Below are 23,340 nucleotides of genomic sequence, written 5' to 3' on the forward strand. Positions count from 1 at the left end.
CGCCGGCGCTGGGTTTGCCGGGGCTGCCTGTTTTTGTCGCATTCACCGGCCCGGCGCCCGCTTAAGGTGAAAGGCCGCCAGCCCACTCCACCAGCAGCCTGGTGAACTCCGCCACGGCCGGCGCGACGTGGTCGGTGCGCCAGAGCACATACACGTCCCCATTGATATCCGGCGCTTTTGTCCGGCGGGTTCGCGATTCTTTGGCATCGGGCTGTGACGTGGGGCCGAGCCGGCAAATGCCCACGGCATCGGACCTCAGTTGCGCCATCGACGCGGGCACCAGCGCCACCCCCAGGCCGGCGGCCACCAGGTTCAGCGCCGCCGGCACCTCGACCACCTGTTGCGCGATGCGCGGCGCAAAACCCGCCCACAGGCAGGCTTCGAACAGGCGTGCAGCAAAAGGCGAGGAGTCCAGCCGCAAAAACACAAAGTCCTCGTCGCGCAAATCGGCCAGGCTGAGCCGGCGGCGGCTGGCCAGCCTGTGGCCGGGCGGCAGGGCCACCACGACGGGGTCGCGCCACAGCAGGGCGGCGCTGACCTGCGTGTCGCTGAGCGGGTTGCGCGAGACGCTCAGGTCCAGGCGCCCGTCGCGCAGGGCCTGCAAATGGTCGGACGGTTTCATCTCATGCAGCACGACCTCGACGGCAGGCCGCTGCAAACGAAATTGCTGGATGAACTTGGGAAACGGCCCCAAAAAATGCGAGCCCGCCAGCCCGACTTGCACCCGTCCCTGCAGGCCGCTGGCCACGCGTGTCACGTGGCTGCGCGCTTCTTCCAGCCGTGCCAGCACCGCTTGCGCATGGGGCAAAAAGGCTTTGCCGGCTTCGCTGAGCACCACGCTGCGGCTGGTGCGCTCAAACAGCCGCGCGCCCAGCTCGGCTTCCAGGCTGGCGATCTGGAAACTCAGGGGCGGCTGCGACACATGCAAACGCTTTGCCGCGCGGGTAAAGCTGAGTTCGTCGGCGAGCGCGGTGAAATAACGGATCTGGCGCAGTTCCACGTGTGGCCCTTCAGGAGAGGATCTATCTGGTTTTGGTATGGGTCTATCCTGATTATGTATTTGTTTGTATGGATCAGGCGGCAAAGAATCGGGGGCTTGAACCCGCCACCAGGAGACATGCATGCAAGCCGCTGAAGGCCAGACGCCAAAAAACTACCGGATCGGGCTGATCGTGCCCAGCTCCAACACCACCATGGAGACGGAAATCCCGGCCATGCTGCGCGCGCGCGAACAGGTTTTGCCCGAGCGCTTCACCTTTCATTCCAGCCGCATGCGCATGAAGTCGGTGACCAAAGAGGAGTTGGCGGCGATGGACCGTGATTCCGACCGCTGCGCGCTGGAGCTGTCGGATGCGCGCATGGACGTCATGGGTTACGCCTGCCTGGTCGCCATCATGAGCATGGGCAGGGGCTACCACCGCGAGTCGCAGCGCCGCTTGCACGAAGTCACCGTGGCCAACGGCCTGCCCGCGCCTGTCATCACCAGCGCCGGCGCCCTCGTCGAAGGCCTGCAGGCCCTGGGGGCCAAGCGCGTGGCCATCATCGCGCCTTATATGAAACCACTGACGCGCATGGTGGTCGACTACATCGAGAACGAAGGCATCGAAGTGATCGACAGCATTTCGCTGGAAATCCACGACAACCTCGCCGTGGGCGCGCGCGATCCCAAGGCGCCCGCCGAACTGTGGAAGCAGCTCAACGTCAAGGGTGCCGACGCCATCGTCGCCTCGGCCTGTGTGCAGATGCCTTCGCTGGCCTCGGTGCCGTTGATCGAGGCGGCCAGCGGCCTGCCGGTGGTGTCCAGCGCCGTGTGCACCACCTACGCGCTGCTCAAAAGCCTGGGGCTGGAGCGGCGTGTACCCGGCGCGGGTACGCTGCTGTCGGGCCGCTATTAATCTTTTGTGAGTGACCGGCCGTTAGTCATTCACCATTCATCACCATTCATCGATATCAATCGATACCACTCATCACAACAAGGAGGCTGAACCATGAACGCTTTTTCCCCGACATCCTTTCGCCGCCTGCTTGCCGGCACCGGTGCCGCGCTGCTCGCAGGCCTCGTCACCGGCGCCGCGATGGCCCAGGCCTATCCCAGCAAGCCGGTCACGCTGGTGGTGCCCAACCCGCCGGGCGGCTTTGTCGACGCTTCGGCCCGCATCCTGTCGGACTCGCTGGCCAAGGTCACCAGCCAGCCCGTCATCGTCGACAACCGCGGCGGCGGCAGCGGCAACGTGGCCTACCAGTACGTGGCGCGCGCCAACCCCGACGGCTACACGCTGCTCAACTCCTACTCGGCCTACCACGTCGGCAACCCCAACCTCACCCCCAAGCTGCCGTGGGCGCAAAAGGACTTCGTGCCGGTCGCGCTGATCACGGTGGCCACCAACGTGATTGCCGTGCACCCGTCGATCCCGGTGAACAACCTGGCCGAGTTCATCAAATACCTCAAGGCCAACCCCGGCAAGCTCAGCTACGCCAGCCAGGGCAACGGCTCGCTCTCGCATATCGGCACTGAAATGTTCAAGCTGCAGACCCAGACCAGCATGGTGCACATCCCCTACCGCGGCTCCGGCCCGGCGCTGCAGGACGTGCTCTCCGGTCAGGTGCAGGTCTTCATCACCACGCCGCCTTCGGTGATGGGCCAGGTGCAGATGGGCAAGCTCAAGGGCCTGGCCGTTGCTGGCAAAGCCCGCCACCCCGGCCTGCCCGGGGTGCCCACCACGGCCGAGGCGGGTTTGAAAGGTTTTGAGCTCGAGGCCTGGGTCGGCATCTTCGCCCCCGCGGGAACGCCTGCCGACGTCGTGACCAAACTCAGCAGCCAGATCAAGGCCGCCCTGGAGTTGCCGGAGACCAAAACCCGTGCCGACGGCGCCGGCGTTGAGCTGCGCTACCAGCCGCCCGCCGCGCTGGACGCCCTGGTCAAAAAAGACACCGAATTCTGGGCCAAGACCATCAAGACGGCAGGCATCAAGGCTGAATAGGTTTCAGTCGGCCAACCCACCACAGCCCAACCCTTGCCGGTTGGGCTTTTTTCTGTGCGCTCGCGGTTTGCATCCCGATGGCGTCGGACCATGTCTGCCGGCCCCCCCTGGCTGCCCGGCGACAATACGCCCATGTCAAGCATGCAACTTCAGGAAATCCTCTTCTCCCAAGGCTTCGGCACACGGCGTGTGTGTGCGGGGCTGGTTCAACAGGGCCACGTGGCCGTGGACGGTGTGCCTTGCACCGACCCGGCCGCCGAATTCGAGGCTATCGAAGGCCTGCGCTTCACGGTGCAGGGCGTGGCCTGGGAGTACCATGAAAAAGCCTATTTGATGCTGCACAAGCCGGCGGGTTATGAGTGCTCGCAAAAACCCAGCACCTACCCGAGCATCTATACGCTGCTGCCGGCGCCGATTCGCCAGCGCGGCGGCGGGGCGGCGGCGGGGGTGCAGGCGGTGGGGCGGCTGGACCAGGACACGACGGGCTTGCTGCTGCTGTCGGACGACGGCAAGTTCATCCACCGCATGAGCTCACCCAAGCACCATGTGCCCAAGGTCTACGAAGTGCTCGCCAAGCACCCGGTGGACGACCAGCAGGTGGCCAAATTGCTGGCGGGTGTGGTGCTGGACGACGACCCCAAGCCGGTGCGGGCCGCGGCCTGCGAAAAGACCGGTGAAAACCGGTTGAGCCTGACGCTGACCGAAGGCAAATACCACCAGGTCAAGCGCATGATCGCCGCCGTGGGCAACCGGGTCGAAGAGGTGGGCGGCCTGCACCGCTCGCGCATAGGCTCGCTGGGCTTGCCGGCTGACTTGAAACCCGGCGAATGGCGCTGGCTGACGCTGGAAGACATGGCCAGCATTTCGGCGAAAACCTGAAGCAGAAGGCCTGAAACCCGGGGAAGACCTGAGTCGCCCGCGCGCAAGAGGTGGTTAGGCTGGCGGCCTGGGAATACACACACCACTCTGAGGAGCTGATTCATGACCATGAACAAACGCCGTCAATTCTTTCTGGGCGCCGCCGCGCTGGGGGCCGTCAACCTGCCGTCCGCAGCACTTGCGCAGAACGCGCCCAAGGCGCAAAAGGGGCCGACCCTGCTGACCGTCAGCGGCCTGATAGGGGCGGGCAACCGCGGCGCGCTGGACCCGTTGCTGGACCGGATGATGGCCAAACAGAAGATCAAGTTCGACAAGGCGCAGGCTTTTGACTTTGCCGCGCTGGCCGCGCTGCCGGCCGTCACCATCAAGCCCACGCTGGAATACGACAGCAAGCCGCACACGCTCAAGGGCCCCCTGCTGGCCGACGTGCTGAAGGCCGGCGGCGTGAAGATGACCGACAAGACCACGGTGTTCCTGCGCGCGGTGGATGGCTATGCCGCCCAGGTGACGGCCGCCGAGATTGCCAAATACCGCTTTATCGTCGCCACCCACATGGACGGCCAGCCGCTGTCCTTGGGCGGGCTGGGCCCGCTCTGGGCCGTGTATGACGCGGACCGTTTCCCCGACATGGCGGCCAAGCCGCTGCCTGCGCGTTTTGCCTGGTGCCCGTGGGCGACCTATCACATCGAGGTCAAGGAAGCCTGAAGGTTCAGTCCGCCGCCTTCAGGAAGTCGGCGATCGCCTCCACGGTCTGGCCGGGCTGGTCGCGGTGCGGGGAGTGCCCGCAGGCAGCCAGCCGCAGTTGCCGGGCATGGGGCGCGGCCAACGCGATCTCGTCGAGCTGGCGCAGGGTGCCGTATTCGTCGTCCAGGCCCTGGATGAGGAGCAGCGGCGCGGTGATGCGGCGGCATTCCTCGCGGATGTCGAAGCGGCGAAAAGCCTCGGACAGCCAGACATCGTTCCATTGCCAGAAAGCCACGTCGACCTCGGCGTGGTAACGCGCCAGCCGCTCGCGCAGGCCGCCCGACTCATAGGCCGCCCTGGCTTCGGTGATGGCCTGCACGGCAATGTCTTCCACCAGCACGTGCGGCGCCATCGCGATGCAGGCCGATACGGGATGGCGGCTGGCGTGGAGCAGGGCGATGGTAGCCCCGTCGGAATGGCCCACCAATACCGGTTGACTGATTTCCAGGGCCTGCAGTAGCGCGGGCAGCACCTCCCAGGCCTCGCGGTGCATGTAATCCGGCGGCAGCCGGCCGGCGCCGCGCACGTCGGGCACGGGCGCCGACTGGCCGTAGCCGCGCCGCGAATACACCACGCCGGCCCGGCCTGTCGCGGCGCAGACGGCCTGCGGCCAGTCCAGGCCGCGCTGCGTCCACAGGGCGACCGAACCCAGGCCTTCGTGCAGGAAAACGATGGGGGCCGGGGCGTCCGGCCTGGCAATGCGCCTGATTTCGAGGGCTACCCCGCCAATCTCCACCGTCTTTGCCGTCGCCGTTGAATTCATCGTTGGATCGTAAGGGATGTAAACGAATCGGGTATTCCGCGCATTAGGAGGCTAAGGGGGGGTATTTGCCTGCCCTTGGTGGTTTTGCGGCAACTTCGCGCCGCTACACTAGTCCATTGCCCGTAGAAAGACCGTTTTTGTGAATGTTTCCGCCCGCTTTGCAGCCTCCTGGCTGTGTGCCTTTGCCGCCTTGATGAGTTTCCCGGCTTCTGCCCAGACCGCGGCGGCGCCTTCGGCTTCGGTTTCCGGCATCACCACGCCCGTCTTTGTGCTCAACTCGCTGGAGGACAGCGTCAGCGTGATCAATCCGGCCACCTGGACCGAGACCAAGCGCATCGCCACCGGCAAGCAGCCGCACCACCTTTACCTCACGCCCGACGAAAAATCGGTGATTGTGGCCAACGCGCTGTCGGACTCGCTGACCTTCATAGACCCGAAAACCGCCGAAGTGCAGCGCACGATACGCGGCATCATCGACCCTTACCAGCTGCGCTTTTCGCCCGACATGAAATGGTTCGTCACGGCCGCCAACCGCCTGAACCACATCGACATCTACAAATGGGACGGCAAGGACATCACGCTGGCCAAACGCGTGGCCACCGGCAAGACGCCCAGCCATCTGTGGATAGACAGCAAAAGCACGACGATCTACTCCACCATGCAGGACAGCGACGAGCTGATCGCCATCGACCTGGGCACCCAGTCCATCAAATGGCGCACCAAGACCGGCTCCATCCCGGCCGACGTCTACGGCACCGCCGACGACAAGTTCCTGCTGGTGGGCCTGACGGGCGGCGACGCCGTCGAGGTCTATGACGTGAGCGGCGCCCAGCCCCAGCGCACCAAGGTCATCAAGACAGGCGCCGGCGCCCACGCTTTCCGCGCTTTCGGCGACAAGCGCCACGTGCTGGTCAGCAACCGCGTGGCCAACACCATCAGCCGCATAGACCTGCAAACCCTGGAGGTGGTAGACCACTATCCCGCGCCGGGCGGCCCCGACTGCATAGACGTGAGCCGCGACGGCAAGCAGATACTGGTGACTTCGCGCTGGGCGCGCAAGCTCACGGTGATCGACGTGGCCAGCCGCAAGGTGGTGCGCCAGGTCAATGTTGGAAAGAGCCCCCATGGCGTCTGGACGTTGGACCATTCCCCAAGGTAGGCCAGCCCGGGCGGCTGCGCTTGCCGTTGTTGCGGCGCTTGCCTGCCTGCAGCCGGCCCTGGCCGCGGCGCCGTGCAAACCCGTCTACCTGACACTGGACACCGGCCACATGGCCGTTGCGCCCCTGATGGCCGAGGTGCTGAACAAATACCAGGTCAAGGTCACGTTCTTCGCCGCCAACGAGCGCACGCAGGCCGGCGACGGCAGCCTGGGTACCCATTGGGCGCCCTGGTGGAAGGCGCGGGCCGCGGAGGGCCATGAGTTTGCGTCGCACACCTGGGACCACGTGTACTGGCGCGCCGACCTGCCGGCCGCGGCCGGCGATGCGCCCCAGTTCAGGATGCGGCCTTCCGCGGGCCCCTCGGAGGGCAAGGACCTGAACTGGACGGCCGCGCAGTATTGCGAGGAAATCAGCAAATCCAGCAAGCGCCTGGAAGCCATTACCGGCAAAAAGACGCTGCCGCTCTTCAGGGCGCCGGGCGGCAAGACCTCGCCCGCGTTGCTGGCGGCCGCCAAGGCCTGCGGCTATGAGCATGTGGGCTGGTCGCCCGCCGGCTTTCTGGGTGACGAGCTGGCCAGCGAGAAATACCCCAACGACTTCCTGCTCAAGAAAGCACTGCGCGACGTGCGTTCCGGCGACATCCTGCTGGCGCACCTGGGCATCTGGTCGCGCAAGGACCCGTGGGCGCCCAAGGTGCTGGAGCCGCTGATCGCCGGCCTGCAGTCGCGCGGCTTTTGCTTCAAGACCCTGCGCGAGCATCCCCAGTACAAGGACTGGATTGAGGCGCAGCCTGGCCCGGCGCCGGCCAAGCCTGCAAAATAAGCGGCATGGACTGGCTCAGCGATATTTTTTCAACGGCGCAGCAATGGCTGTTCGAGGCGGCCGTGCAGCCGGTCATGTTCGCGCTGGGCATGGGCAACCTGCTGGAAGACGCCTATGACGCCACCGCCTGGTTCATGGCGGGCGTCATCCAGATCGTGATTTTGCTGGCCATCATCGGTCCGCTGCAGCGTTGGCGACCCGTGGAACCGGTGACTGACCGCGCCACCATACGCACCGACGTGCTTTACACGCTGATCCACCGGCTGGGCCTGTTTCGCATTGCCCTCTTTTTCACGCTGGAGCCATGGTTCGACGAAGCCTTCGGCGCGCTGCGCACCGCCGGCTACGGCACATTCCACCTCGACCAGCTCTGGCCCGGCGTGACCGACAACGCGCTGGTCAGCTTCCTGATCTACCTGGTGGTGTTCGACTTTGTTGCCTACTGGACGCACCGCGGCCAGCACCAGATCGAATGGTGGTGGCGCCTGCATTCGCTGCACCACGCGCAGCGCCAGATGACGATGTGGAGCGACAACCGCAACCACCTGCTCGACGACATCCTGGTCGACATCATCGTGGTTGTGGTGGCCCAGTTGATCGGCGTGCCGCCCGGCCAGTTCATCGCCATCGTCGCCTTCACCCAGCTCAGCGAAAGTTTCCAGCATGCCAACGTCCGCCTGTGGTTCGGCCGCATCGGCGAGCGCCTTTGGGTAAGCCCGCGCTTTCACCGGCTGCACCACAGCATTGGTATTGGGCATGAGACGCCCGTCAAGGTGAAGCCGGGGCAGGACGGACAATTTTCCGCCGGGCCGCCCCAAGGAAAATTAGCCCCCCCGGGGGGCAGCGTATTACACGAAGTGAAAAGCGTGGGGGCCGTCAGGCTCGGCGGGCACAACTTCGGCGTGCTGCTGCCCTGGTGGGACGTGCTGTTCGGCACCGCGAATTTTGAGCAGCGCTATGACCCAACCGGCATCCGCGACCAGGTCGAAGCCAACCGTGATTACGGCAAAGGCTTCTGGTCGCAGCAGTGGGTTGGCCTCAAGCGCCTGTTCGGCAAAGCCTGAGCCTGCAATCGCCCTGACGCCTAGTCGGGGTATCCTTGCTTTTATGAGCAAACTTTTAGACGCCTTCTGGCGCGCCGCGATGTACTGCCTGCACCCGCGGGTCATTGCGCTGTCGGTGCTGCCCCTGGTCATCATGGTGGCGATCTCGCTCGGGCTGGGCTACTTTTTCTGGAGCGACGCGGTCGAGGCCATTCGCTCGCAGGTCGGCAACTACGAGCTCGTCAACACCCTCGTGCGCTGGCTCGAAGCGCTTGGCCTGGGTGGCCTTCGCCTGGTGCTGGCGCCCGCGCTGCTGCTCTTCCTGGCCATTCCCGTGATCGTGATCGTTTCCATGCTGTTTGTGGCGATGCTCATGACGCCGGCCATGGTGTCGCTGGTGGGCGAGCGGCGCTTTCCGCAACTCGAACGCAAACTGGGCGGCTCGATGATGGCCAGCCTGTTCTGGTCGCTGGGCTCTACCTTGCTGGCGGTGGTCGCGCTGGTGGTGTCGATTCCCCTTTGGCTGATTCCGCCCTTGATCCTGGTGCTGCCGCCGCTGATCTGGGGCTGGCTCACCTATCGCGTCATGTCTTACGACGCGCTGGTCGACCACGCGAGCAGCGAAGAGCGCCGGCAGATTTTCAAGGAGCACCGCGCGCCCTTGCTGGCCATCGGCGTGCTCAGCGGCTACCTGGGCGCCGCGCCCAGCCTGATCTGGGCCTCCGGCGCGATGTTCGTGGCCATGGCGCCCATCCTGGTGCCGGTGGCCATCTGGATCTACACCCTGGTGTTTGCTTTCTCCTCGCTCTGGTTTGCCCACTACACGCTGGCCGCGCTGGAGCAGTTGCGCAAGAAGAACAATGCGCTGGCCCCTGATCCGCTGGCGCAGGCCGCCGTTACATCGATGGCGACCGAACTGGCCCCCGAAGCCTTGCCGGGGCCCGCGCCCAGCTTCGGCTCGCTGGGCGGCAAGCCCGATTTACCCCTGCCTTGAGCCTCTAAAAATATGACCCCCCACTTCGGCCTCATCATCGTCGGCGACGAAATCCTCTCGGGCAAACGTGCCGACAAGCACCTGCCCAAAACCATTGAACTGCTGGGCGCGCGCGGCCTGCAACTGGCCTATGCCGATTACGTGGGCGACGACCCGGCGCGCATCACGGCCACGCTGGCGCGCGCCTTCGCGGCGGCCCGTGAGAGCGGCGACGTGGTGTTCTCCTGCGGCGGCATAGGCGCCACACCGGACGACCACACCCGGCAATGCGCGGCCAAGGCGCTGGGCGTTGAGCTGGCTTTGCACCCCACGGCGAAAACCCTGATCCTGGAGCGTATGGCCGACATGGCCAAAGAGCAGGGCAAGCCCTATGAGCCAGACCGGGACGACAACATCCACCGCCTGAACATGGGCGTGTTTCCGGTCGGCGCCGAGATCATCCCGAACCCGTACAACAAGATTCCCGGCTTCACCTGCCGCGCGGGGCAGGGCGCGGTTCACTTCGTGCCCGGCTTCCCCGTGATGGCCTGGCCGATGATTGAGTGGGCGCTGGACACGCACTACGCCCATTTGCACCAAAAGTCGCCCAACGTCGAAAAGTCGGTGATCATTTTTGGGTCCATGGAAGCCATGCTCACGCCCCTCATGCTCGCCATTGAGGCGGCGCACGCCGGCGTCAAGGTTTTCAGCCTGCCCAGTGTGGACCACCCGGAATACGGCCGCCATATTGAGCTTGGCGTCAAAGGGGCGCCGGAGGCGGTGAGTCTGGCCTATCCGGCCATGCTGGCGGGCCTGCGCGAGTTCGACCTCAAATTCGGCCCCGAATTGGTGCGCTGATGTTTTGCACTGTATCGGTGCATTTTGGTGACGCCCTTTTATGGTGCAATCGTTACCGCCGGGTGTTTTTTCTCTTTTCAGCACTGCCCACAGCTGGAAGTACCGCCAGATGGCGGCACAATCCGTGGCTTGGCAGGAATCTGAGCCGCCATCGGCTTTGGCACAAAAAGTGCATTCGACAAGCCTGAAGATAATTTTTCAACCACCCATCCAGCACAGGAGATTTTGATGGCAAAGACCGTCGCAGACGTCATGAAAATGGTCAAGGAAAACGAAGTCAAGTTCGTCGACTTCCGTTTCACCGACACCCGGGGCAAAGAACAGCACGTGACCGTGCCCGTGTCCCACTTTGACGAAGACAAATTCACGTCGGGCCATGCGTTCGACGGCTCCTCGGTTGCCGGCTGGAAGGGCATTGAAGCCTCCGACATGCAGCTGATGCCTGACCCCAAGACGGCCAACATCGATCCTTTCTTCGAAGAAACGACGCTGTTCATGAGCTGCGACGTGCTCGAGCCCGCCGACGGCAAGGCCTATGACCGCGACCCGCGCTCCATCGCGCAGCGCGCCGAAGCCTACCTCAAGGCCTCCGGCCTGGGCGATACCGCTTATTTCGGCCCTGAACCCGAATTCTTCATTTTTGACGACGTGCGCTGGAACACCGACATGTCGGGCACCTTCTTCAAGATCGAAGAGTACGAAGCCCCGTGGAATTCGGGCGCCAAGCTCGAAGGCGGCAACCGCGGCCACCGCCCGACCGTCAAGGGCGGCTACTTCCCCGTTCCTCCCGTCGACAGCACGCAGGACATGCGCGCCGAAATGTCCCTGATCCTCGAATCCCTGGGCATCCCGGTCGAAGTGTTCCACCATGAAGTCGCCGGCGCCGGCCAGAATGAAATCGGCACCAAGTTCAGCACGCTGGTCCAGCGCGCCGACTGGACGCAGATCCTGAAATACGTAGTGCAGAACGTGGCCAACGCCTACGGCAAGACCGCGACCTTCATGCCCAAGCCCATCGTCGGCGACAACGGCTCCGGCATGCACGTTCACCAGTCCATCTGGAAAGACGGCAAGAACCTGTTCGCCGGCGACGGCTACGCGGGCCTGTCCGATTTCGCGCTGTACTACATCGGCGGCATCATCAAGCACGCCCGTGCCCTGAACGCCATCACCAACCCCGGCACCAACAGCTACAAGCGCCTGGTTCCTGGTTACGAAGCCCCGGTCAAGCTGGCTTACTCGGCCAAAAACCGTTCGGCCTCCATCCGCATCCCTTACGTCGCCAACCCCAAGGGCCGCCGTATCGAAGCGCGTTTCCCGGATCCGCTGATGAACCCTTACCTGGGTTTCTCGGCCCTGATGATGGCCGGCCTGGACGGCGTGGAAAACAAGATCCACCCCGGCGAAGCCGCCACCAAGGACCTGTACCATCTGCCGCCCGAGGAAGATGCCAAAGTGCCGACCGTGTGCCACAGCCTGGACCAGGCGCTGGACGCCCTCGACGTGGGCCGCAGCTTCCTGACCAAGGGCGGTGTGTTCACCGACAGCATGATCGACGCCTACATTGAACTGAAGATGGGTGAAGTGACCCGCCTGCGCCAGGCGACCCACCCCATCGAATTCGAGATGTACTACTCCCTGTAATCAGGGGGCGAAAGCTCACCGCTTACTGTTTTTTACAGTTTGTGGCCAAAAAAGGACGGCAACTGCCGTCCTTTTTTATTGCCCCTGCTGTTGTGGGTGTGCTGGCTTTGTGTTTTTGATCCTTTGCCGCATACTGATAGACCATCCCAGCCCTTACCGGCACCGGAAGTTTCCTATGAAAAACACCTTTTTGCTTTCTGCCTTTTCCCTGCTGCTGGCCGGCGCGGGAAATGCCGCGTGGGCGCAGCAGGTTTTCCGTTGCGCCGGCACCGGGGGCGCTGCGCCCGAATACATCAATAACGCCAAAGAGGCGCAGACGCGCAGCTGCAAGCTGGTTTCGGGAGGCAACGTGACGGTGGTCCAGAGCACGCCCACACCCAAGCCTGCGGTTCGCGTGGCGGCCGCAGCCGGCTCAGGCGGGCCTCGCACCGACGGCAGCCCCGAGCAGCGTGCCCGCGACAGCGATTCGCGCGCCATCCTGGAAGCCGAGTTGAGGAAGGCGGAGGCCAAACTGGCCGAACAGGAAAAAGAGTTCAACAACGGCGAGCCCGACAAGCAGGGCATCGAAGGCCGCAATTACCAGCGTTACCTTGACCGTGTGGCCGAACTCAAGGACAACATCGCCCGCAACCAGAGCGATATCGCCGGCCTCAAGCGCGAGATTTCCCGGCTTCCCTCGGCTCCCGCCGCCAATTAAGCGCCGCGGCATGCCGGCTTCTGGGTGAAAATGGACGGCTTGAACAAGCCCTTCTTACGCACCCTTTCCTCCGCCCCTGTTTCGGGGCTCCCCCGCTTCCAGGCCTTCGACTTGCTGGCCACACTGGTCGCGGTCGTCCGCACCAACGGCACCGTGGTGTTCGCCAATGCCGCGCTTGAAGATGCGCTGGGCACCTCGCGGCGAACCATCGAAGGCTCGCAGCTTCCTGACTGTTTCACCGAACCGCTGATCCTGCAAAATGCGCTGGAAGGTGCGGGCAGCAACGAGTTCGCGGCTTTGCGCTATGACGCCTGGCTCAGGCGCCTGAACCACGAACCCATGCCGGTTCACGTGGTGGTGGCGCAAACCGATACACCGGGCGAGGCCATCGTGGAGTTGTTGCCGCTGGAGCAGCAAGCCAAGCAGGAGCGCGAAGAGCGCCTGATCGACCAGGCACAGGCCAACAAGGAGCTGATCCGCAACCTGGCCCACGAGATCAAGAACCCGCTGGGCGGGATTCGCGGCGCGGCGCAGTTGCTGCAGATGGAAATCGGCAAGGACCTGACGGAATACACCCAGGTCATCATCCACGAGGCCGACCGGCTGCAGACGCTGGTGGACCGGCTGCTGGCGCCGCACCGCCGCCCTCACCTGGTGGGCGACGTGAACATCCACGAGGTTTGTGAGCGCGTACGCTCCCTGATCCTGGCGGAGTTCCCTAAAGGCCTGAAGGTCACGCGGGATTACGACATCTCGATTCCCGATTTCCGCGGCGACCGCGAGCAGCTCATCCAGGCGGTGCTGAACATCGCGCACAACGCCGCGCAGGCGCTGGCCGAACGCGTTGCGGCAGGCGATGCGCACATCACTTTCAAGACAAGAATCGCCAGACAGGTAACTTTTGGCAAGCAGCGCTATCGCTTGGCACTGGAATTGCATGTTATCGACAATGGACCGGGCGTGCCGGACTCCATCAAAGACCGCATCTTCTATCCCCTGGTCTCGGGGCGTGAAGGCGGTTCGGGGCTGGGGCTGACATTGGCGCAAACTTTTGTCCAGCAACACCACGGTTTGATCGAGTGCGACAGTGTGCCGGGCCGTACAGATTTCAAGCTGCTCATACCGCTTCCTTGAAATGTGTCTCCTCCATATTGATACATAACGCAATCGGTGAGGAGGGCCTCAAAAGGGCCCTGCGCTGAAAGCACGAAAAAAGGGACTGCATACATGAAACCGATCTGGATCGTTGATGATGACCAGTCCATCCGGTTTGTTCTGGAAAAGGCCTTGCTCCGCGAGGACCTTCCGACGCGCAGTTTCACCAACCCCCGCGAAGTGCTTGCCGCGCTGGAAAACGCGACGGAAGAAGACGGCCCGCAAATCCTGGTGAGCGACATCCGCATGCCCGGCGGCTCGGGCCTGGACCTGCTCGAGAAGGTCAAGGAAAAACTGCCCGGCCTGCCGGTCATCATCATGACGGCGTTCTCCGACCTGGACAGCGCGGTATCCGCCTTCCAGGGCGGGGCTTTTGAATACCTGCCCAAACCGTTCGACCTGCCCAAGGCGGTGGAACTGATCCGCCGCGCGGTGGAAGAGAGCCAGCGCGAGGAGGTGGCCGAAGAGCGCATGGCCTCCGCGCCCGAAATGCTCGGCCAGGCGCCGGCCATGCAGGACGTGTTCCGCGCCATCGGCCGCCTGAGCCAGAGCATGGTGACGGTGATGATCACCGGCGAATCGGGCTCGGGCAAGGAGCTGGTGGCGCGCGCGCTGCACAAGCATTCACCGCGCGCCAACGGGCCTTTTGTCGCCATCAACACCGCCGCCATCCCCAAGGACTTGCTGGAAAGCGAACTCTTCGGCCATGAGCGCGGCGCCTTCACCGGCGCGCAGACCATGCGGCGCGGCCGCTTCGAGCAGGCCGAGGGCGGCACGCTCTTCCTCGACGAAATCGGCGACATGCCCTTCGACCTGCAGACGCGGCTTTTGCGTGTGCTCAGCGACGGGCATTTCTACCGCGTCGGCGGGCACAACGCCGTCAAGGCCAATGTGCGCGTCATCGCCGCCACCCACCAGGACCTGGAGCAGCGCGTCAAGGAAGGCGGTTTCCGCGAGGACTTGTTCCACCGCCTCAACGTGATCCGCCTGCGATTGCCCGCACTGCGCGAACGCCGTGAAGACGTCTTCATGCTGACGCGGCATTTCCTGCAGCAAAGTGCCAAGCAGCTGGGCGTGGAACCCAAGCGCATATCCGACACCGCCCTGCAGCAACTGAGCAACTTCGGCTTCCCCGGCAATGTGCGCCAGCTCGAAAACATCTGCCACTGGCTGACCGTCATGGCGCCGGCCCAGGTAATTGAGCCCAAGGATCTTCCGCCGGAAGTACTGGGCATGATCCCCGAGCCCGCCGCCAAGGCCAGTATCCAGGCCCCGGCTGAAAAGGCCGAATCCCCTCGTGTGGAATGGGCCGCCGGCGCTGACAAAACGCCTGCGGCGCATGCGCCCGAAGCGGGTTCACCCGTGCTCGCCGGCCTGGACCACAGCTGGGAAAGCGGCCTCGAAGCCGAAGCCCTGGCCCTGCTTGCCACCGGGCGCAGCGACGTCTGGGACGTGCTGACGCGCCGCTTTGAATCCAAGCTGATCCAGACCGCGCTGGCCAACACGCGCGGGCGCCGCATAGAGGCGGCCCAGAAGTTGGGAATAGGGCGCAACACCATCACGCGGAAAATCCAGGAACTCCACCTGGAATAAGAGCCCCCACGCTCCCCACTGCGTGTGGTTCGCTGCCCCCCGAGGGGGCGCTGCGCCTGCGGCCCGGCGAAGCCGGTTCCGCGGCCCCTGCTGGTGAAGAGGGCCCCCACGGTCGCTCACTTCGTGTAGCTCCCTGCCCCCCGAGGGGGCCGCTGCGCCTGCGGTCTGGCGAAGCCAGTCCCGCGGCCCTGGCTGGGTTGAAGAATTCAGTGGCGTAAACGGCGGGGGTATTCACCAGTGGGGGCCGAGGGTCCGGCTTCGCCGGCCCCAGGCGCCGCCCCCTTGAGGGGGGAACGGGCTACACGCAGTGAGCCCGGACGGGGGTGGGCCTACTTCAGTTCCACCGTCACCGGCGCATGGTCGCTCGGCTTTTCCCATTTGCGCGGGACACGGTCTATGCTGCAGCCTTTTACTTGAGGCTTGAGCGCTTCGCTGACCAGGATATGGTCTATGCGCAAGCCCCGGTTCTTCTGGTAGCCCAGCATGCGGTAGTCCCACCATGAATAGCTTTTCGGCAGCTGCTCAAACATGCGGAAGCTGTCCGTCAGGCCCAGCGCCAGCAATTGGCGGAAATGCTCGCGTTCTTCTTTCGTATGGTGGATGGTGTCGCGCAGGCCTTCCGGGTCGAAGGAGTCCTGGTCTTCCGGCGTGATGTTGAAGTCGCCCAGCAATACCAGCTGCGGGTGCGCCGCCATCTCGGCGCGCACATAGGCCTGCAGGCCGTCCAGCCAGCGCATCTTGTAGGCGAATTTTTCGCTGCCGGGCTCCTGCCCGTTGACGAAGTAGCCGTTCATCACGCGTATGGGGCCCGCCGGGCCGTCCACCGTGGCGGCGATCACACGCGAATGCTCGTCTTCAAAACCGACGATGTTCTTCACCACCTCGCGCATGGGCGCGCGCGACAGGATGGCCACGCCGTTGTAGGTTTTCTGTCCGAAGGCGGCGGCTTCATAACCGGCGGCCTTGAGTGCCTCCAGCGGAAACTTGTCGTCCGTCATCTTGAGCTCCTGCAGGCACAGCACGTCGACGGGATTGGCCGCCAGCCAGTCCAGCACGTGGGCCAGCCGCGCGGTCAGCGAGTTGACGTTCCAGGTCGTGATCTTCATGGTTTCATGCTCCGGCCCGCAGGAGGGCTTCAATAGCGATCAGATATGCAGCGCGGCCAGCGCGCCCACGACCAGCCCGATTGCCGCCATGGCGAACATGCCGTATTCCAGCCACTTCTTGCGCGTCAGCAGGGCAATCGCCGCCAGGGCAATCGACACCTGCAATACCGTCGTCGCCTGGGCCCAGCGGTGGTGCTGGTGCATCTGCTCGTCCGAGGACTTGTCCCAGGTGGCGGCTTCGGCTTCCAGCTTCTCGGCGCCCACCTTGATCTCGTTCTTTTCTTTTTCGTAACGCTCTATCTTGCCTTGGTAGCCGGCCTTTTTGTCTTCGGGCGCCAGGTCGCGGGCGAACTCGGCCAGCGACTGCTTGGTGCTCTTGGCCTGGAAATAACTCCACTGGTTGGCCGCCTCGGTCTTGCGGATGGCCGCGTTGTTTTTATAGAGGCCCGCATTGGCCTGCGTGGCGCCGCCCATGTAGGAAAAAATGGCGCCCACCGTCGCGATGATGGCGGTGATGACCGCGATCTGCGCGATCATGCCGCCGCTTTTTTCGTGGCCGTCATGGCCGCCGTGGCCGCCTTGCGCCGCATGTTCGAGCTCATGGTCGTGGGGCCCGTGCACGTGAAATCCGCCTCCTGACATATCAGTTCCCTTGTGTGTAGTTATACGTTGTGGCTGGTCTATTTTTGGTAGGTGATGAAGCTGAACTTCATACCGGTCGCCGATACATGGTCTTCGCGCGCGGCTTGCCGCCATTCAGGGCCGAGCGGCGGCGCGTACGCGTCGCCTTCAATATCTTCGGCAATCTCGGTCACTTCAATGCGCTCGGCCAGCGGCATCGCCTGCGTGTAAATCTGGGCGCCACCTATGATCCACACCTCGGCCGACGAGGCACACAGCGCCAACGCGTCGGCCAGGCTCGCGGCCGTCGTGGCGCCGGTGTCTTTCCAATCAGGCTGCCGGGTGATGACGATGTTGGCGCGGCCCGGTAGCGGCCGGAATTTCACCGGCAGCGAATCCCAGGTCTTGCGCCCCATGATGACCGGCCAGCCGTGGGTCAGGCGCTTGAAACGCGCCATGTCTTCCGGCAGGCGCCAGGGGATGGCGTTGTCGCGGCCAATCACGCCGTTGGCGGCGCGGGCGAAGATCATGTGGATGCGCGTCACGGCTTTGATTTCCTGGGCTAGACGGCTACTGGCGCTTTAATGGCCTCGTGATGCTGGTAGTCCAGGAACTCGAAATCTTCAAACTGGTAGTCGAAGATCGATTCGGGCTTGCGCTTGATCTGCAGCGTGGGGTAGGGGAAGGGCTGGCGGCTCAGTTGCAGCGCGACCTGGTCATGGTGATTGCTGTAGATATGGCAGTCGCCGCCGGTCCAGATGAAGTCGCCCACGCCCAGGTCGCATTGCTGCGCCACCATGTGGGTGAGCAGGGCGTAGCTCGCGATGTTGAAGGGCACGCCCAGGAAAATGTCGGCGCTGCGCTGGTAGAGCTGGCAGCTGAGTTTGCCGGGCTGGCCCTGCACCTCGGAGGGAGCCACGTAGAACTGGAAAAACGCGTGGCAGGGCATCAGCGCCATCTTGGAGAGGTCGGCCACGTTCCAGGCGCTCACGATGATGCGGCGCGAATCGGGGTTGGTCTTGAGCGTCTTGATGACTTCGCTGATCTGGTCGATATGGCCGCCGTCTGGCGTGGGCCAACTGCGCCACTGCACGCCGTAGACCGGGCCGAGATCACCATCGGGCCGCGCCCATTCATCCCAGATGCTGACGCCGCGTTCCTTGAGCCAGTTGTTGTCACTCGACCCCTGCAGAAACCACAGCAGCTCATGGACGATGGATTTGAGGTGCACCTTCTTGGTGGTCACCAGCGGAAATCCCTCGTTCAGGTCAAAGCGCATCTGGTGGCCGAACACGCTTTTGGTGCCGGTGCCGGTGCGGTCGGCCTTGAAGACGCCGTGGGCGTCCACGTGGCGCATGAAATCTTCGTATTGGGAGCGGATGGGGCGGGTCATTGGAAACCAGTCGGCAGGGGTTCAGGAGGGCAGTGGCCGTGGCCGGCGGGGTAGCGGCCAGGCAGAAGTTTAATTATGCCTTCAGCACCCGCCCCGGGTTCATCAGGTTCAGCGGGTCCAGGCCCTGCTTGATGGCGCGCATCATGTCCAGCGCCACAGGTGATTTGTGCTTGGGCAGCGAGTCCACCTTGAGGCTGCCGACACCGTGCTCGGCCGAGATCGAGCCCCTGTAGCGGTCCACCGCTTCGTAGACCAGCGCATTCATGGGCGCCTCCTGCTCGTTGAGGAAACGCGCCTGGTCCTGGTTCTCCGGCGCCTGCACGTTGTAGTGCAGGTTGCCGTCGCCCAGGTGGCCGTAGACGACCATGCGCGCGCCGGGAAAACGCTCGAGCAGCAGCGCGTTGGTTTCACTGACGAACTCGGGGATGCGCGACACGTTGATCGAGATGTCGTGCTTGATGTTCAGGCCCTCTTCGGCCTGCGCCATCGGGATGCTCTCGCGGATGTGCCACAGCGCGTGCGCCTGCGCCATGCTCTCGGCGACCACGGCATCGACCACGCAGCCGGCCTCCATGGCGGCCTCCAGCAGGCGTTCAAAGCATTCACGCGCATGGGCTTCGGATTCGTTGTCGGAGTTCTCCAGCACCACGCACCAGGGGTGCTCTTGCCAGAAGGGCACGCGTTGCTGCGGGAAATGTTTGGCCACCAGGCCGAGTGCGAACTGGCCCATGACCTCAAAACCCGTCAGGCCCGAACCGAGGTGCTCATGCGCCAGGCCCAGCAACTGCACGGCGGCGTCGAGCGAGGGCACGGCGGCAAAGGCAGTGAGCTGGGACTTGGGCATGGGATACAGCTTCATGGTCGCGCCGGTGATCACGCCCAGCGTACCTTCGCTGCCGATGAACAGGTGGCGCAGGTCGTAACCGGTGTTGTCCTTGCGCAGGCCGGTGAGGCCGTCCCAGATTTCGCCCTGCGCGTTCACGACTTCCAGCCCCAGGCAGAGGTCGCGCGTGTTGCCGTAACGCACGACCTGGGTGCCGCCGGCGTTGGTGCCGAGGTTGCCGCCTATGGTGCAACTGCCCTCCGAGGCCAGGCTCAGGGGAAACAGGAAACCGGCTTTTTCGCAGGCTTCCTGCAGGTTTTGCAGCACGCAGCCGGCGTCGACGGTAATCGTCAGGTTGCCGGCATCGAGCGTGCGCACCTTGTTCATGCGTGTCAGGCTCAGCACCACCTGCGTGCCGCTGGCGTCGGGCGTCGACCCGACCACCATGCCGGTATTGCCGCCCTGCGGCACGATGCTCACCCGCGCCGCGGCGCAGGCTTTCACCACGGCCGCGACTTCCGGTGTGGAGCCCGGGCGCACCACGGCCAGGGCTTTGCCGGTTTCGCGCTTGCGCCAGTCCTGCACCCAGGTCGTCAGGTCGCCCTCGGTCAGGACATTGGGCGCGCCGACGATCTGGCGCAGGGATTCAATCAGTGGGTTGTGCGTGCTCACGAGGTTGGCTTCAGGTTAGAGGGTTGATGGGGCTGGGGCATTTTTCAGGCGCACGCGCACATGCAGCGCGCAGGCCGCGAACAGCGTGAGGCACAGGAACACCTCGCTCAGGCCCAGGTAGTTGCCCGGCGCGCGGTCGCTCCAGGCCCGCACCACGCCTTCGGTGAAGTACAGCCACACCAGCAGGCTGACCCAGCGGTAGGTGTACATGCGGTTCTTCAGGATGCCGGCCAGCGGGATGCACAGCGGCAGCACCTTGAGCGCCAGCAGCGAGCCGCCGGGCCGGATCGGCGCCAGCCACATTTCCCAGGCCAGGCCCAGCACGATGAGGCCCAGCAGGCTGGCCAGCGCGAGGCGGCGGGTGAAGTCGATCTGCTCAGTTTTGTTCATAGTCATAGGAATCTCAGTGGCATGATACCGGGGATGAAATTCCAGCAATACCTGCAGGACCTCCTTGAAGACCTGTCGCGCTTCCCGTGGCGCGGCACGGCGCTCACCTTGCGCGACCGTTTCCGCGAAGACCACATGGGCCTGACGGCCAGCAGCCTGACCTTCACCACCTCGATCGCGCTGGTGCCTTTTTTCACCGTGGCACTGGCGGTTTTCACGGCCTTCCCGATGTTCTCGAAGCTGCAGGGTGCGCTGCAGGCATGGCTGATCCAGAGCCTGATCCCCGACAACATCGCGCGCCAGGTGCTGGGCTACCTCACGCAGTTCAGCCGCCAGGCCAACAAGCTGGGCATCGCCGGCCTGGCCGTGCTGCTGGTCACGGCCATCGCACTCATCCTCACCATAGACCGCACGCTCAACGGCATCTGGCGCGTCAAGAAAGCGCGGCCGCTCACGCAGCGCGTGCTGATCTACTGGGCCGCCATCACCCTGGGGCCGCTGCTGCTGGCGGCCAGCCTGGCGGTCACATCCTATGTGCTGTCGGCCTCGGGCGGCCTGGTGGGCGCCTTGCCGACCAGCCTACGCTTCCTGCTCAACATCCTGCAATTCTTCCTGGTGGCCGGCGGCATGGCGGCGATGTACCGCTATGTGCCCAACACCTTTGTGAAATGGACGCATGCCTGGGCCGGAGGCCTCTTTGTGGCCGCCGGCATCGAGGTGGCCAAGCGGGTGCTCAGCCTGTACCTCAGCGCGGTGCCGACCTATTCGCTGGTCTACGGCGCCTTCGCGACCCTGCCGATTTTGCTTGTGTGGATTTACGTCTCCTGGGTCATCGTGCTGATGGGCGCGGTGATTGCTGCCTACCTGCCCAGCCTGCTGGCCGGCGTGGCGCGCCGCGGCAGCGCCCATGGCTGGTATTTCCAGCTGGCCATTGAAGTGCTGCAGCAACTGCACAAGGCGCTTTCCAGCCCGAGAAAAGGCGTGAGCGCCTCGCAGCTGGCCGAAATGCTGCGGGTGGACGGCCTGCAACTGGAGCCGGTGCTGGAAACCTTGGTGGCGCTGGACTGGGTGGGACAGCTCAACGAGGCGGAAGGCGAGACCGAGGCCCGCTACCTGTTGCTGGCCGACCCGGATGCCACGGCGCTGGAGCCCTTGATCCAGCAGCTTCTGCTCGACAAGGCCGACGCGGTGCAAAACCTGTGGGAAAAAGCCCGCTGGCCCGCGCTGCGGCTGCGCGACGCATTGTAAAAACACAGGCCTGCCGGGGAAAACCGATAAGGTGCGAGGGGAATTCTTGTTGGCGATCCGGCGTTGTAACAAAATCAAAGCCCTTTGTTTTTTCTACGCACAAGAAGATGCCAGCAAAAACCAATGCCCGGGAAAAGCTTGACGGCGCCATCGCCCAGGAGCGCCGGGAGCAACGCGACGCCAGGCAGATGTATGAGGAACTGACGGCCAGGATGTGGGCCTACCAGACCGGCAACGGGCCGGCGCCCACCAACGAGGACTTCGAGCGATGGAGCCTCGCCGTGGAGCAGCGCGTCAAGATGAAGCAGCTCGGCATTCGTGTGGACGGGGAACCTGACGCCTGAGCTTTGCCGCCCCTACCCGGCTCCCATTCCGGTAAGACAGGCCGCACACGCGTTTGCGGCATAGGCGCACTTCTGCGCCGCCATGAAATTCCTACGATGTGAACCTGGCCTGCAGAGGGCGGGCCGGGTGCAAGCCGCACCTGAACATTCACTTCACTTCAATGGAGATTTCTCATGCTGAAAAAACTGCTGGTGTTTGCCATCACCTCCGGCCTGGCGGCCAAGCTCTACAAAAGCTACACCGAAAAACAGGCAGCTTCCCGCTCGCCGGCTTCGGCGGGTAAAAAACCCGTCGCACGCAAAGGCGGGACACCTAAACAGGCTTGAACGATTCGCGATGGAACTTGATGCCGCCTGATCGACCCCATTGCGCGAAAGCTCATAAGCTCAGGTTTTAAGGGCGTCAAGTTTTTGTCAACCTTGTTAAGTCCCTGTCACCGCAGCCACGTTTCGTTGCGTCTCTTTCACGGGACTTCATGCAGGCGGGCGGGATTCTTACAAGGCATCCGCGAAGCCTGGGACAAGATTCCTTCCATGCCTTATCAACCTAGCTGGAGAAAATCGTGACATCACCCGCCTACGCCTCTGCTGATACATCCAACCACTCCAACACGTCGGACACGTCGATTGACCCCATCGACATTACCCAGGAAGACTCTTTGAACTATTGGGTCGCGGCGCTGGACTGCAGCGAACTGGAGTTGCGCGTCGCCGTGGCCGAGGTGGGTCCCGCAGCCAAAGACGTCAGCAATGAATTGGGGAAGATGCTGTGAGCGCCATGCCCCCTTCCTTTCCCTTGCAGCCAGGACCGCTTGCCGTTCGTGTCAAAGAGCCGTCGGCCGGCCTTTTTTACTGGGTGGTCACCCAGCTGTCGGCCGATGAGCGCATGGCCGACCTTCGCATTGAGGCCTCCGACCATCCCTATCCGACGCACGAAGCCGCCCTGCATGCCGGCGCGGCCTGCCTGAAGGAACTCAAGGCCAGCGTGTTCCAGCCCCAAGGTCCGCACTGAGTCAGGTGTGGGTGGCCCGTTTAAAGGCCTGCACCCACATGTCGCGGTACATCACCCAGTCGCCCATGAAACTGTAGAGCGGCCGCTTGAACGAAGCCGGCTTGTTCTTTTCAAAGCCGAAGTGCCCCACCCAGGCAAAGCCGTAACCGCAGAGCAGGCCGGCCAGTAGCCACCAGGGGTTGCGCGTGGCCGCCAGCGCCACCAGGCACAGCAGCGTGAGGCTGGAGCCTACAAAGTGCAGGCGGCGGCAGGTGGGGTTGCGGTGCTCGTTCAGGTAGAACGGATAAAAGCTTGCAAACGAATCGAAGCTGCGGGGATCCGTAGGTGTGGCTGGGCCGGCTTGCGCGGCCTCGCTTTGCGTGGCATTCATCGTGTTGTCTCCTGTGCCGGGGTTTGTCCCCGTGTCGCTCACCATTTTG

Annotated in this window: 27 protein-coding genes; 18 read left to right on the forward strand and 9 right to left on the reverse strand. The window is 63.9% G+C overall.

What is annotated here, in order from left to right:
- Nucleotides 1-61 precede the first annotated feature (61 nt).
- Nucleotides 62-1,000 carry a LysR substrate-binding domain-containing protein gene (locus ACLV74_RS08075; protein WP_411878864.1) on the reverse strand — a complete coding sequence of 313 codons (939 nt, stop codon included), beginning with the start codon at nucleotides 998-1,000 and terminating at the stop codon, nucleotides 62-64.
- A gap of 121 nt (nucleotides 1,001-1,121) precedes the next feature.
- Here ACLV74_RS08075 and ACLV74_RS08080 point away from each other — a divergent pair, with 121 nt between their 5' ends.
- The 4 genes from ACLV74_RS08080 to ACLV74_RS08095 all read left to right on the forward strand — a co-directional run bounded on the left by ACLV74_RS08080 (nucleotide 1,122) and on the right by ACLV74_RS08095 (nucleotide 4,565).
- Nucleotides 1,122-1,895: an Asp/Glu racemase gene (locus ACLV74_RS08080; protein ID WP_411878865.1), complete on the forward strand. Its 774-nt coding sequence runs from the start codon at nucleotides 1,122-1,124 to the stop codon at nucleotides 1,893-1,895.
- Between the two features lie 93 nt (nucleotides 1,896-1,988).
- The gene (locus tag ACLV74_RS08085; protein ID WP_411878866.1) at nucleotides 1,989-2,981 is read left to right on the forward strand and encodes a Bug family tripartite tricarboxylate transporter substrate binding protein; all 993 of its coding nucleotides are present in this window, start codon (nucleotides 1,989-1,991) and stop codon (nucleotides 2,979-2,981) included.
- Between the two features lie 141 nt (nucleotides 2,982-3,122).
- Nucleotides 3,123-3,860: a pseudouridine synthase gene (locus ACLV74_RS08090; RefSeq protein WP_411878948.1), complete on the forward strand. Its 738-nt coding sequence runs from the start codon at nucleotides 3,123-3,125 to the stop codon at nucleotides 3,858-3,860.
- Nucleotides 3,861-3,968: 108 nt separating this feature from the next.
- A complete protein-coding gene (locus tag ACLV74_RS08095; RefSeq protein WP_411878949.1) occupies nucleotides 3,969-4,565 on the forward strand; it encodes a molybdopterin-dependent oxidoreductase in 597 nt (198 codons plus the stop codon).
- 4 nt (nucleotides 4,566-4,569) lie between these two features.
- On the opposite strand, the gene ACLV74_RS08100 is transcribed toward ACLV74_RS08095, so the two are convergent.
- Nucleotides 4,570-5,367: an alpha/beta fold hydrolase gene (locus ACLV74_RS08100; RefSeq protein WP_411878867.1), complete on the reverse strand. Its 798-nt coding sequence runs from the start codon at nucleotides 5,365-5,367 to the stop codon at nucleotides 4,570-4,572.
- 193 nt (nucleotides 5,368-5,560) lie between these two features.
- Between ACLV74_RS08100 and ACLV74_RS08105 the strand changes: the two genes are divergently transcribed.
- The 9 genes from ACLV74_RS08105 (at nucleotide 5,561) to ntrC (ending at nucleotide 15,312) form a co-directional block, all read left to right on the forward strand.
- On the forward strand, nucleotides 5,561-6,526 hold the full coding sequence (locus ACLV74_RS08105) for a YncE family protein (RefSeq protein ID WP_411878950.1): 966 nt from the start codon (nucleotides 5,561-5,563) through the stop codon (nucleotides 6,524-6,526).
- A complete protein-coding gene (locus tag ACLV74_RS08110) occupies nucleotides 6,492-7,349 on the forward strand; it encodes a polysaccharide deacetylase family protein (protein ID WP_411878868.1) in 858 nt (285 codons plus the stop codon). The genes ACLV74_RS08105 and ACLV74_RS08110 overlap by 35 nt, the downstream gene beginning before the upstream one ends.
- 5 nt (nucleotides 7,350-7,354) lie before the next feature.
- A complete protein-coding gene (locus ACLV74_RS08115; RefSeq protein WP_411878869.1) occupies nucleotides 7,355-8,413 on the forward strand; it encodes a sterol desaturase family protein in 1,059 nt (352 codons plus the stop codon).
- A gap of 43 nt (nucleotides 8,414-8,456) precedes the next feature.
- Nucleotides 8,457-9,386 carry an EI24 domain-containing protein gene (locus ACLV74_RS08120; RefSeq protein ID WP_411878870.1) on the forward strand — a complete coding sequence of 310 codons (930 nt, stop codon included), beginning with the start codon at nucleotides 8,457-8,459 and terminating at the stop codon, nucleotides 9,384-9,386.
- A 12-nt stretch (nucleotides 9,387-9,398) separates the two neighbouring features.
- A complete protein-coding gene (locus tag ACLV74_RS08125) occupies nucleotides 9,399-10,223 on the forward strand; it encodes a competence/damage-inducible protein A (protein ID WP_411878871.1) in 825 nt (274 codons plus the stop codon).
- A 228-nt stretch (nucleotides 10,224-10,451) separates the two neighbouring features.
- The gene (glnA, locus tag ACLV74_RS08130; protein ID WP_411878872.1) at nucleotides 10,452-11,867 is read left to right on the forward strand and encodes a type I glutamate--ammonia ligase; all 1,416 of its coding nucleotides are present in this window, start codon (nucleotides 10,452-10,454) and stop codon (nucleotides 11,865-11,867) included.
- A gap of 175 nt (nucleotides 11,868-12,042) precedes the next feature.
- Nucleotides 12,043-12,564 carry a hypothetical protein gene (locus tag ACLV74_RS08135; RefSeq protein WP_411878873.1) on the forward strand — a complete coding sequence of 174 codons (522 nt, stop codon included), beginning with the start codon at nucleotides 12,043-12,045 and terminating at the stop codon, nucleotides 12,562-12,564.
- Between the two features lie 30 nt (nucleotides 12,565-12,594).
- Nucleotides 12,595-13,698 carry a nitrogen regulation protein NR(II) gene (glnL, locus tag ACLV74_RS08140; protein ID WP_411878874.1) on the forward strand — a complete coding sequence of 368 codons (1,104 nt, stop codon included), beginning with the start codon at nucleotides 12,595-12,597 and terminating at the stop codon, nucleotides 13,696-13,698.
- A gap of 93 nt (nucleotides 13,699-13,791) precedes the next feature.
- Nucleotides 13,792-15,312 carry a nitrogen regulation protein NR(I) gene (gene ntrC, locus ACLV74_RS08145; RefSeq protein WP_411878875.1) on the forward strand — a complete coding sequence of 507 codons (1,521 nt, stop codon included), beginning with the start codon at nucleotides 13,792-13,794 and terminating at the stop codon, nucleotides 15,310-15,312.
- A gap of 329 nt (nucleotides 15,313-15,641) precedes the next feature.
- Here the strand turns inward: ntrC and xth are convergent, their stop codons facing one another.
- The 6 genes from xth to ACLV74_RS08175 form a co-directional block, all read right to left on the reverse strand.
- Nucleotides 15,642-16,418, reverse strand: coding sequence for an exodeoxyribonuclease III (gene xth, locus ACLV74_RS08150; protein WP_411878876.1), 777 nt, complete (start codon nucleotides 16,416-16,418; stop codon nucleotides 15,642-15,644).
- Nucleotides 16,419-16,457: 39 nt separating this feature from the next.
- Entirely contained in the window at nucleotides 16,458-17,060 is a 603-nt protein-coding gene (locus tag ACLV74_RS08155) for a DUF4337 domain-containing protein (protein ID WP_411878877.1), read from the reverse strand.
- A gap of 38 nt (nucleotides 17,061-17,098) precedes the next feature.
- Nucleotides 17,099-17,569 carry a dihydrofolate reductase gene (locus ACLV74_RS08160; protein WP_411878951.1) on the reverse strand — a complete coding sequence of 157 codons (471 nt, stop codon included), beginning with the start codon at nucleotides 17,567-17,569 and terminating at the stop codon, nucleotides 17,099-17,101.
- A 32-nt stretch (nucleotides 17,570-17,601) separates the two neighbouring features.
- Entirely contained in the window at nucleotides 17,602-18,432 is an 831-nt protein-coding gene (locus tag ACLV74_RS08165) for a thymidylate synthase (RefSeq protein WP_411878878.1), read from the reverse strand.
- A 73-nt stretch (nucleotides 18,433-18,505) separates the two neighbouring features.
- Entirely contained in the window at nucleotides 18,506-19,927 is a 1,422-nt protein-coding gene (locus tag ACLV74_RS08170; RefSeq protein ID WP_411878879.1) for an FAD-binding oxidoreductase, read from the reverse strand.
- A 15-nt stretch (nucleotides 19,928-19,942) separates the two neighbouring features.
- Entirely contained in the window at nucleotides 19,943-20,317 is a 375-nt protein-coding gene (locus ACLV74_RS08175; protein WP_411878952.1) for a DUF2069 domain-containing protein, read from the reverse strand.
- A 33-nt stretch (nucleotides 20,318-20,350) separates the two neighbouring features.
- On the opposite strand from ACLV74_RS08175, the gene ACLV74_RS08180 reads away from it, so the two are divergent.
- The 5 genes from ACLV74_RS08180 to ACLV74_RS08200 all read left to right on the forward strand — a co-directional run bounded on the left by ACLV74_RS08180 (nucleotide 20,351) and on the right by ACLV74_RS08200 (nucleotide 22,921).
- Complete coding sequence (locus ACLV74_RS08180; protein WP_411878880.1) at nucleotides 20,351-21,565, forward strand: YihY family inner membrane protein; 1,215 nt, start codon at nucleotides 20,351-20,353, stop codon at nucleotides 21,563-21,565.
- Nucleotides 21,566-21,672: 107 nt separating this feature from the next.
- Entirely contained in the window at nucleotides 21,673-21,909 is a 237-nt protein-coding gene (locus ACLV74_RS08185; RefSeq protein ID WP_411878881.1) for a hypothetical protein, read from the forward strand.
- A 174-nt stretch (nucleotides 21,910-22,083) separates the two neighbouring features.
- Nucleotides 22,084-22,236 (forward strand): hypothetical protein, encoded by a 153-nt coding sequence (locus tag ACLV74_RS08190; protein ID WP_411878882.1) that lies wholly within the window; start codon nucleotides 22,084-22,086, stop codon nucleotides 22,234-22,236.
- A gap of 236 nt (nucleotides 22,237-22,472) precedes the next feature.
- Nucleotides 22,473-22,682 (forward strand): DUF3606 domain-containing protein, encoded by a 210-nt coding sequence (locus tag ACLV74_RS08195; protein WP_411878883.1) that lies wholly within the window; start codon nucleotides 22,473-22,475, stop codon nucleotides 22,680-22,682.
- A 5-nt stretch (nucleotides 22,683-22,687) separates the two neighbouring features.
- Complete coding sequence (locus ACLV74_RS08200) at nucleotides 22,688-22,921, forward strand: hypothetical protein (RefSeq protein WP_411878884.1); 234 nt, start codon at nucleotides 22,688-22,690, stop codon at nucleotides 22,919-22,921.
- Nucleotide 22,922: 1 nt separating this feature from the next.
- Here ACLV74_RS08200 and ACLV74_RS08205 read toward each other — a convergent pair whose 3' ends face one another.
- Nucleotides 22,923-23,291, reverse strand: coding sequence for an Mpo1-like protein (locus ACLV74_RS08205; protein WP_411878885.1), 369 nt, complete (start codon nucleotides 23,289-23,291; stop codon nucleotides 22,923-22,925).
- Nucleotides 23,292-23,340: the final 49 nt, after the last annotated feature.

Origin of the sequence: Polaromonas sp. YR568 (assembly GCF_943369415.1) — a bacterium.
In the GTDB taxonomy this organism is placed as follows: domain Bacteria; phylum Pseudomonadota; class Gammaproteobacteria; order Burkholderiales; family Burkholderiaceae_C; genus Polaromonas.

Bases quoted from the DNA above. Each gene is read 5' to 3' on its own strand.
- ACLV74_RS08080 (WP_411878865.1), top strand. From the start codon at position 1,122: ATGCAAGCCGCTGAAGGCCAGACGCCAAAAAACTACCGGATCGGGCTG.
- ACLV74_RS08085 (WP_411878866.1), top strand. From the start codon at position 1,989: ATGAACGCTTTTTCCCCGACATCCTTTCGCCGCCTGCTTGCCGGCACC.
- ACLV74_RS08090 (WP_411878948.1), top strand. From the start codon at position 3,123: ATGCAACTTCAGGAAATCCTCTTCTCCCAAGGCTTCGGCACACGGCGT.
- ACLV74_RS08095 (WP_411878949.1), top strand. From the start codon at position 3,969: ATGAACAAACGCCGTCAATTCTTTCTGGGCGCCGCCGCGCTGGGGGCC.
- ACLV74_RS08100 (WP_411878867.1), bottom strand. From the start codon at position 5,367: ATGAATTCAACGGCGACGGCAAAGACGGTGGAGATTGGCGGGGTAGCC.
- ACLV74_RS08105 (WP_411878950.1), top strand. From the start codon at position 5,561: ATGAGTTTCCCGGCTTCTGCCCAGACCGCGGCGGCGCCTTCGGCTTCG.
- ACLV74_RS08110 (WP_411878868.1), top strand. From the start codon at position 6,492: ATGGCGTCTGGACGTTGGACCATTCCCCAAGGTAGGCCAGCCCGGGCG.
- ACLV74_RS08115 (WP_411878869.1), top strand. From the start codon at position 7,355: ATGGACTGGCTCAGCGATATTTTTTCAACGGCGCAGCAATGGCTGTTC.
- ACLV74_RS08120 (WP_411878870.1), top strand. From the start codon at position 8,457: ATGAGCAAACTTTTAGACGCCTTCTGGCGCGCCGCGATGTACTGCCTG.
- ACLV74_RS08125 (WP_411878871.1), top strand. From the start codon at position 9,399: ATGACCCCCCACTTCGGCCTCATCATCGTCGGCGACGAAATCCTCTCG.
- glnA (WP_411878872.1), top strand. From the start codon at position 10,452: ATGGCAAAGACCGTCGCAGACGTCATGAAAATGGTCAAGGAAAACGAA.
- ACLV74_RS08135 (WP_411878873.1), top strand. From the start codon at position 12,043: ATGAAAAACACCTTTTTGCTTTCTGCCTTTTCCCTGCTGCTGGCCGGC.
- glnL (WP_411878874.1), top strand. From the start codon at position 12,595: ATGGACGGCTTGAACAAGCCCTTCTTACGCACCCTTTCCTCCGCCCCT.
- ntrC (WP_411878875.1), top strand. From the start codon at position 13,792: ATGAAACCGATCTGGATCGTTGATGATGACCAGTCCATCCGGTTTGTT.
- xth (WP_411878876.1), bottom strand. From the start codon at position 16,418: ATGAAGATCACGACCTGGAACGTCAACTCGCTGACCGCGCGGCTGGCC.
- ACLV74_RS08155 (WP_411878877.1), bottom strand. From the start codon at position 17,060: ATGTCAGGAGGCGGATTTCACGTGCACGGGCCCCACGACCATGAGCTC.
- ACLV74_RS08160 (WP_411878951.1), bottom strand. From the start codon at position 17,569: ATGATCTTCGCCCGCGCCGCCAACGGCGTGATTGGCCGCGACAACGCC.
- ACLV74_RS08165 (WP_411878878.1), bottom strand. From the start codon at position 18,432: ATGACCCGCCCCATCCGCTCCCAATACGAAGATTTCATGCGCCACGTG.
- ACLV74_RS08175 (WP_411878952.1), bottom strand. From the start codon at position 20,317: ATGAACAAAACTGAGCAGATCGACTTCACCCGCCGCCTCGCGCTGGCC.
- ACLV74_RS08180 (WP_411878880.1), top strand. From the start codon at position 20,351: ATGAAATTCCAGCAATACCTGCAGGACCTCCTTGAAGACCTGTCGCGC.
- ACLV74_RS08185 (WP_411878881.1), top strand. From the start codon at position 21,673: ATGCCAGCAAAAACCAATGCCCGGGAAAAGCTTGACGGCGCCATCGCC.
- ACLV74_RS08190 (WP_411878882.1), top strand. From the start codon at position 22,084: ATGCTGAAAAAACTGCTGGTGTTTGCCATCACCTCCGGCCTGGCGGCC.
- ACLV74_RS08200 (WP_411878884.1), top strand. From the start codon at position 22,688: ATGCCCCCTTCCTTTCCCTTGCAGCCAGGACCGCTTGCCGTTCGTGTC.
- ACLV74_RS08205 (WP_411878885.1), bottom strand. From the start codon at position 23,291: ATGAATGCCACGCAAAGCGAGGCCGCGCAAGCCGGCCCAGCCACACCT.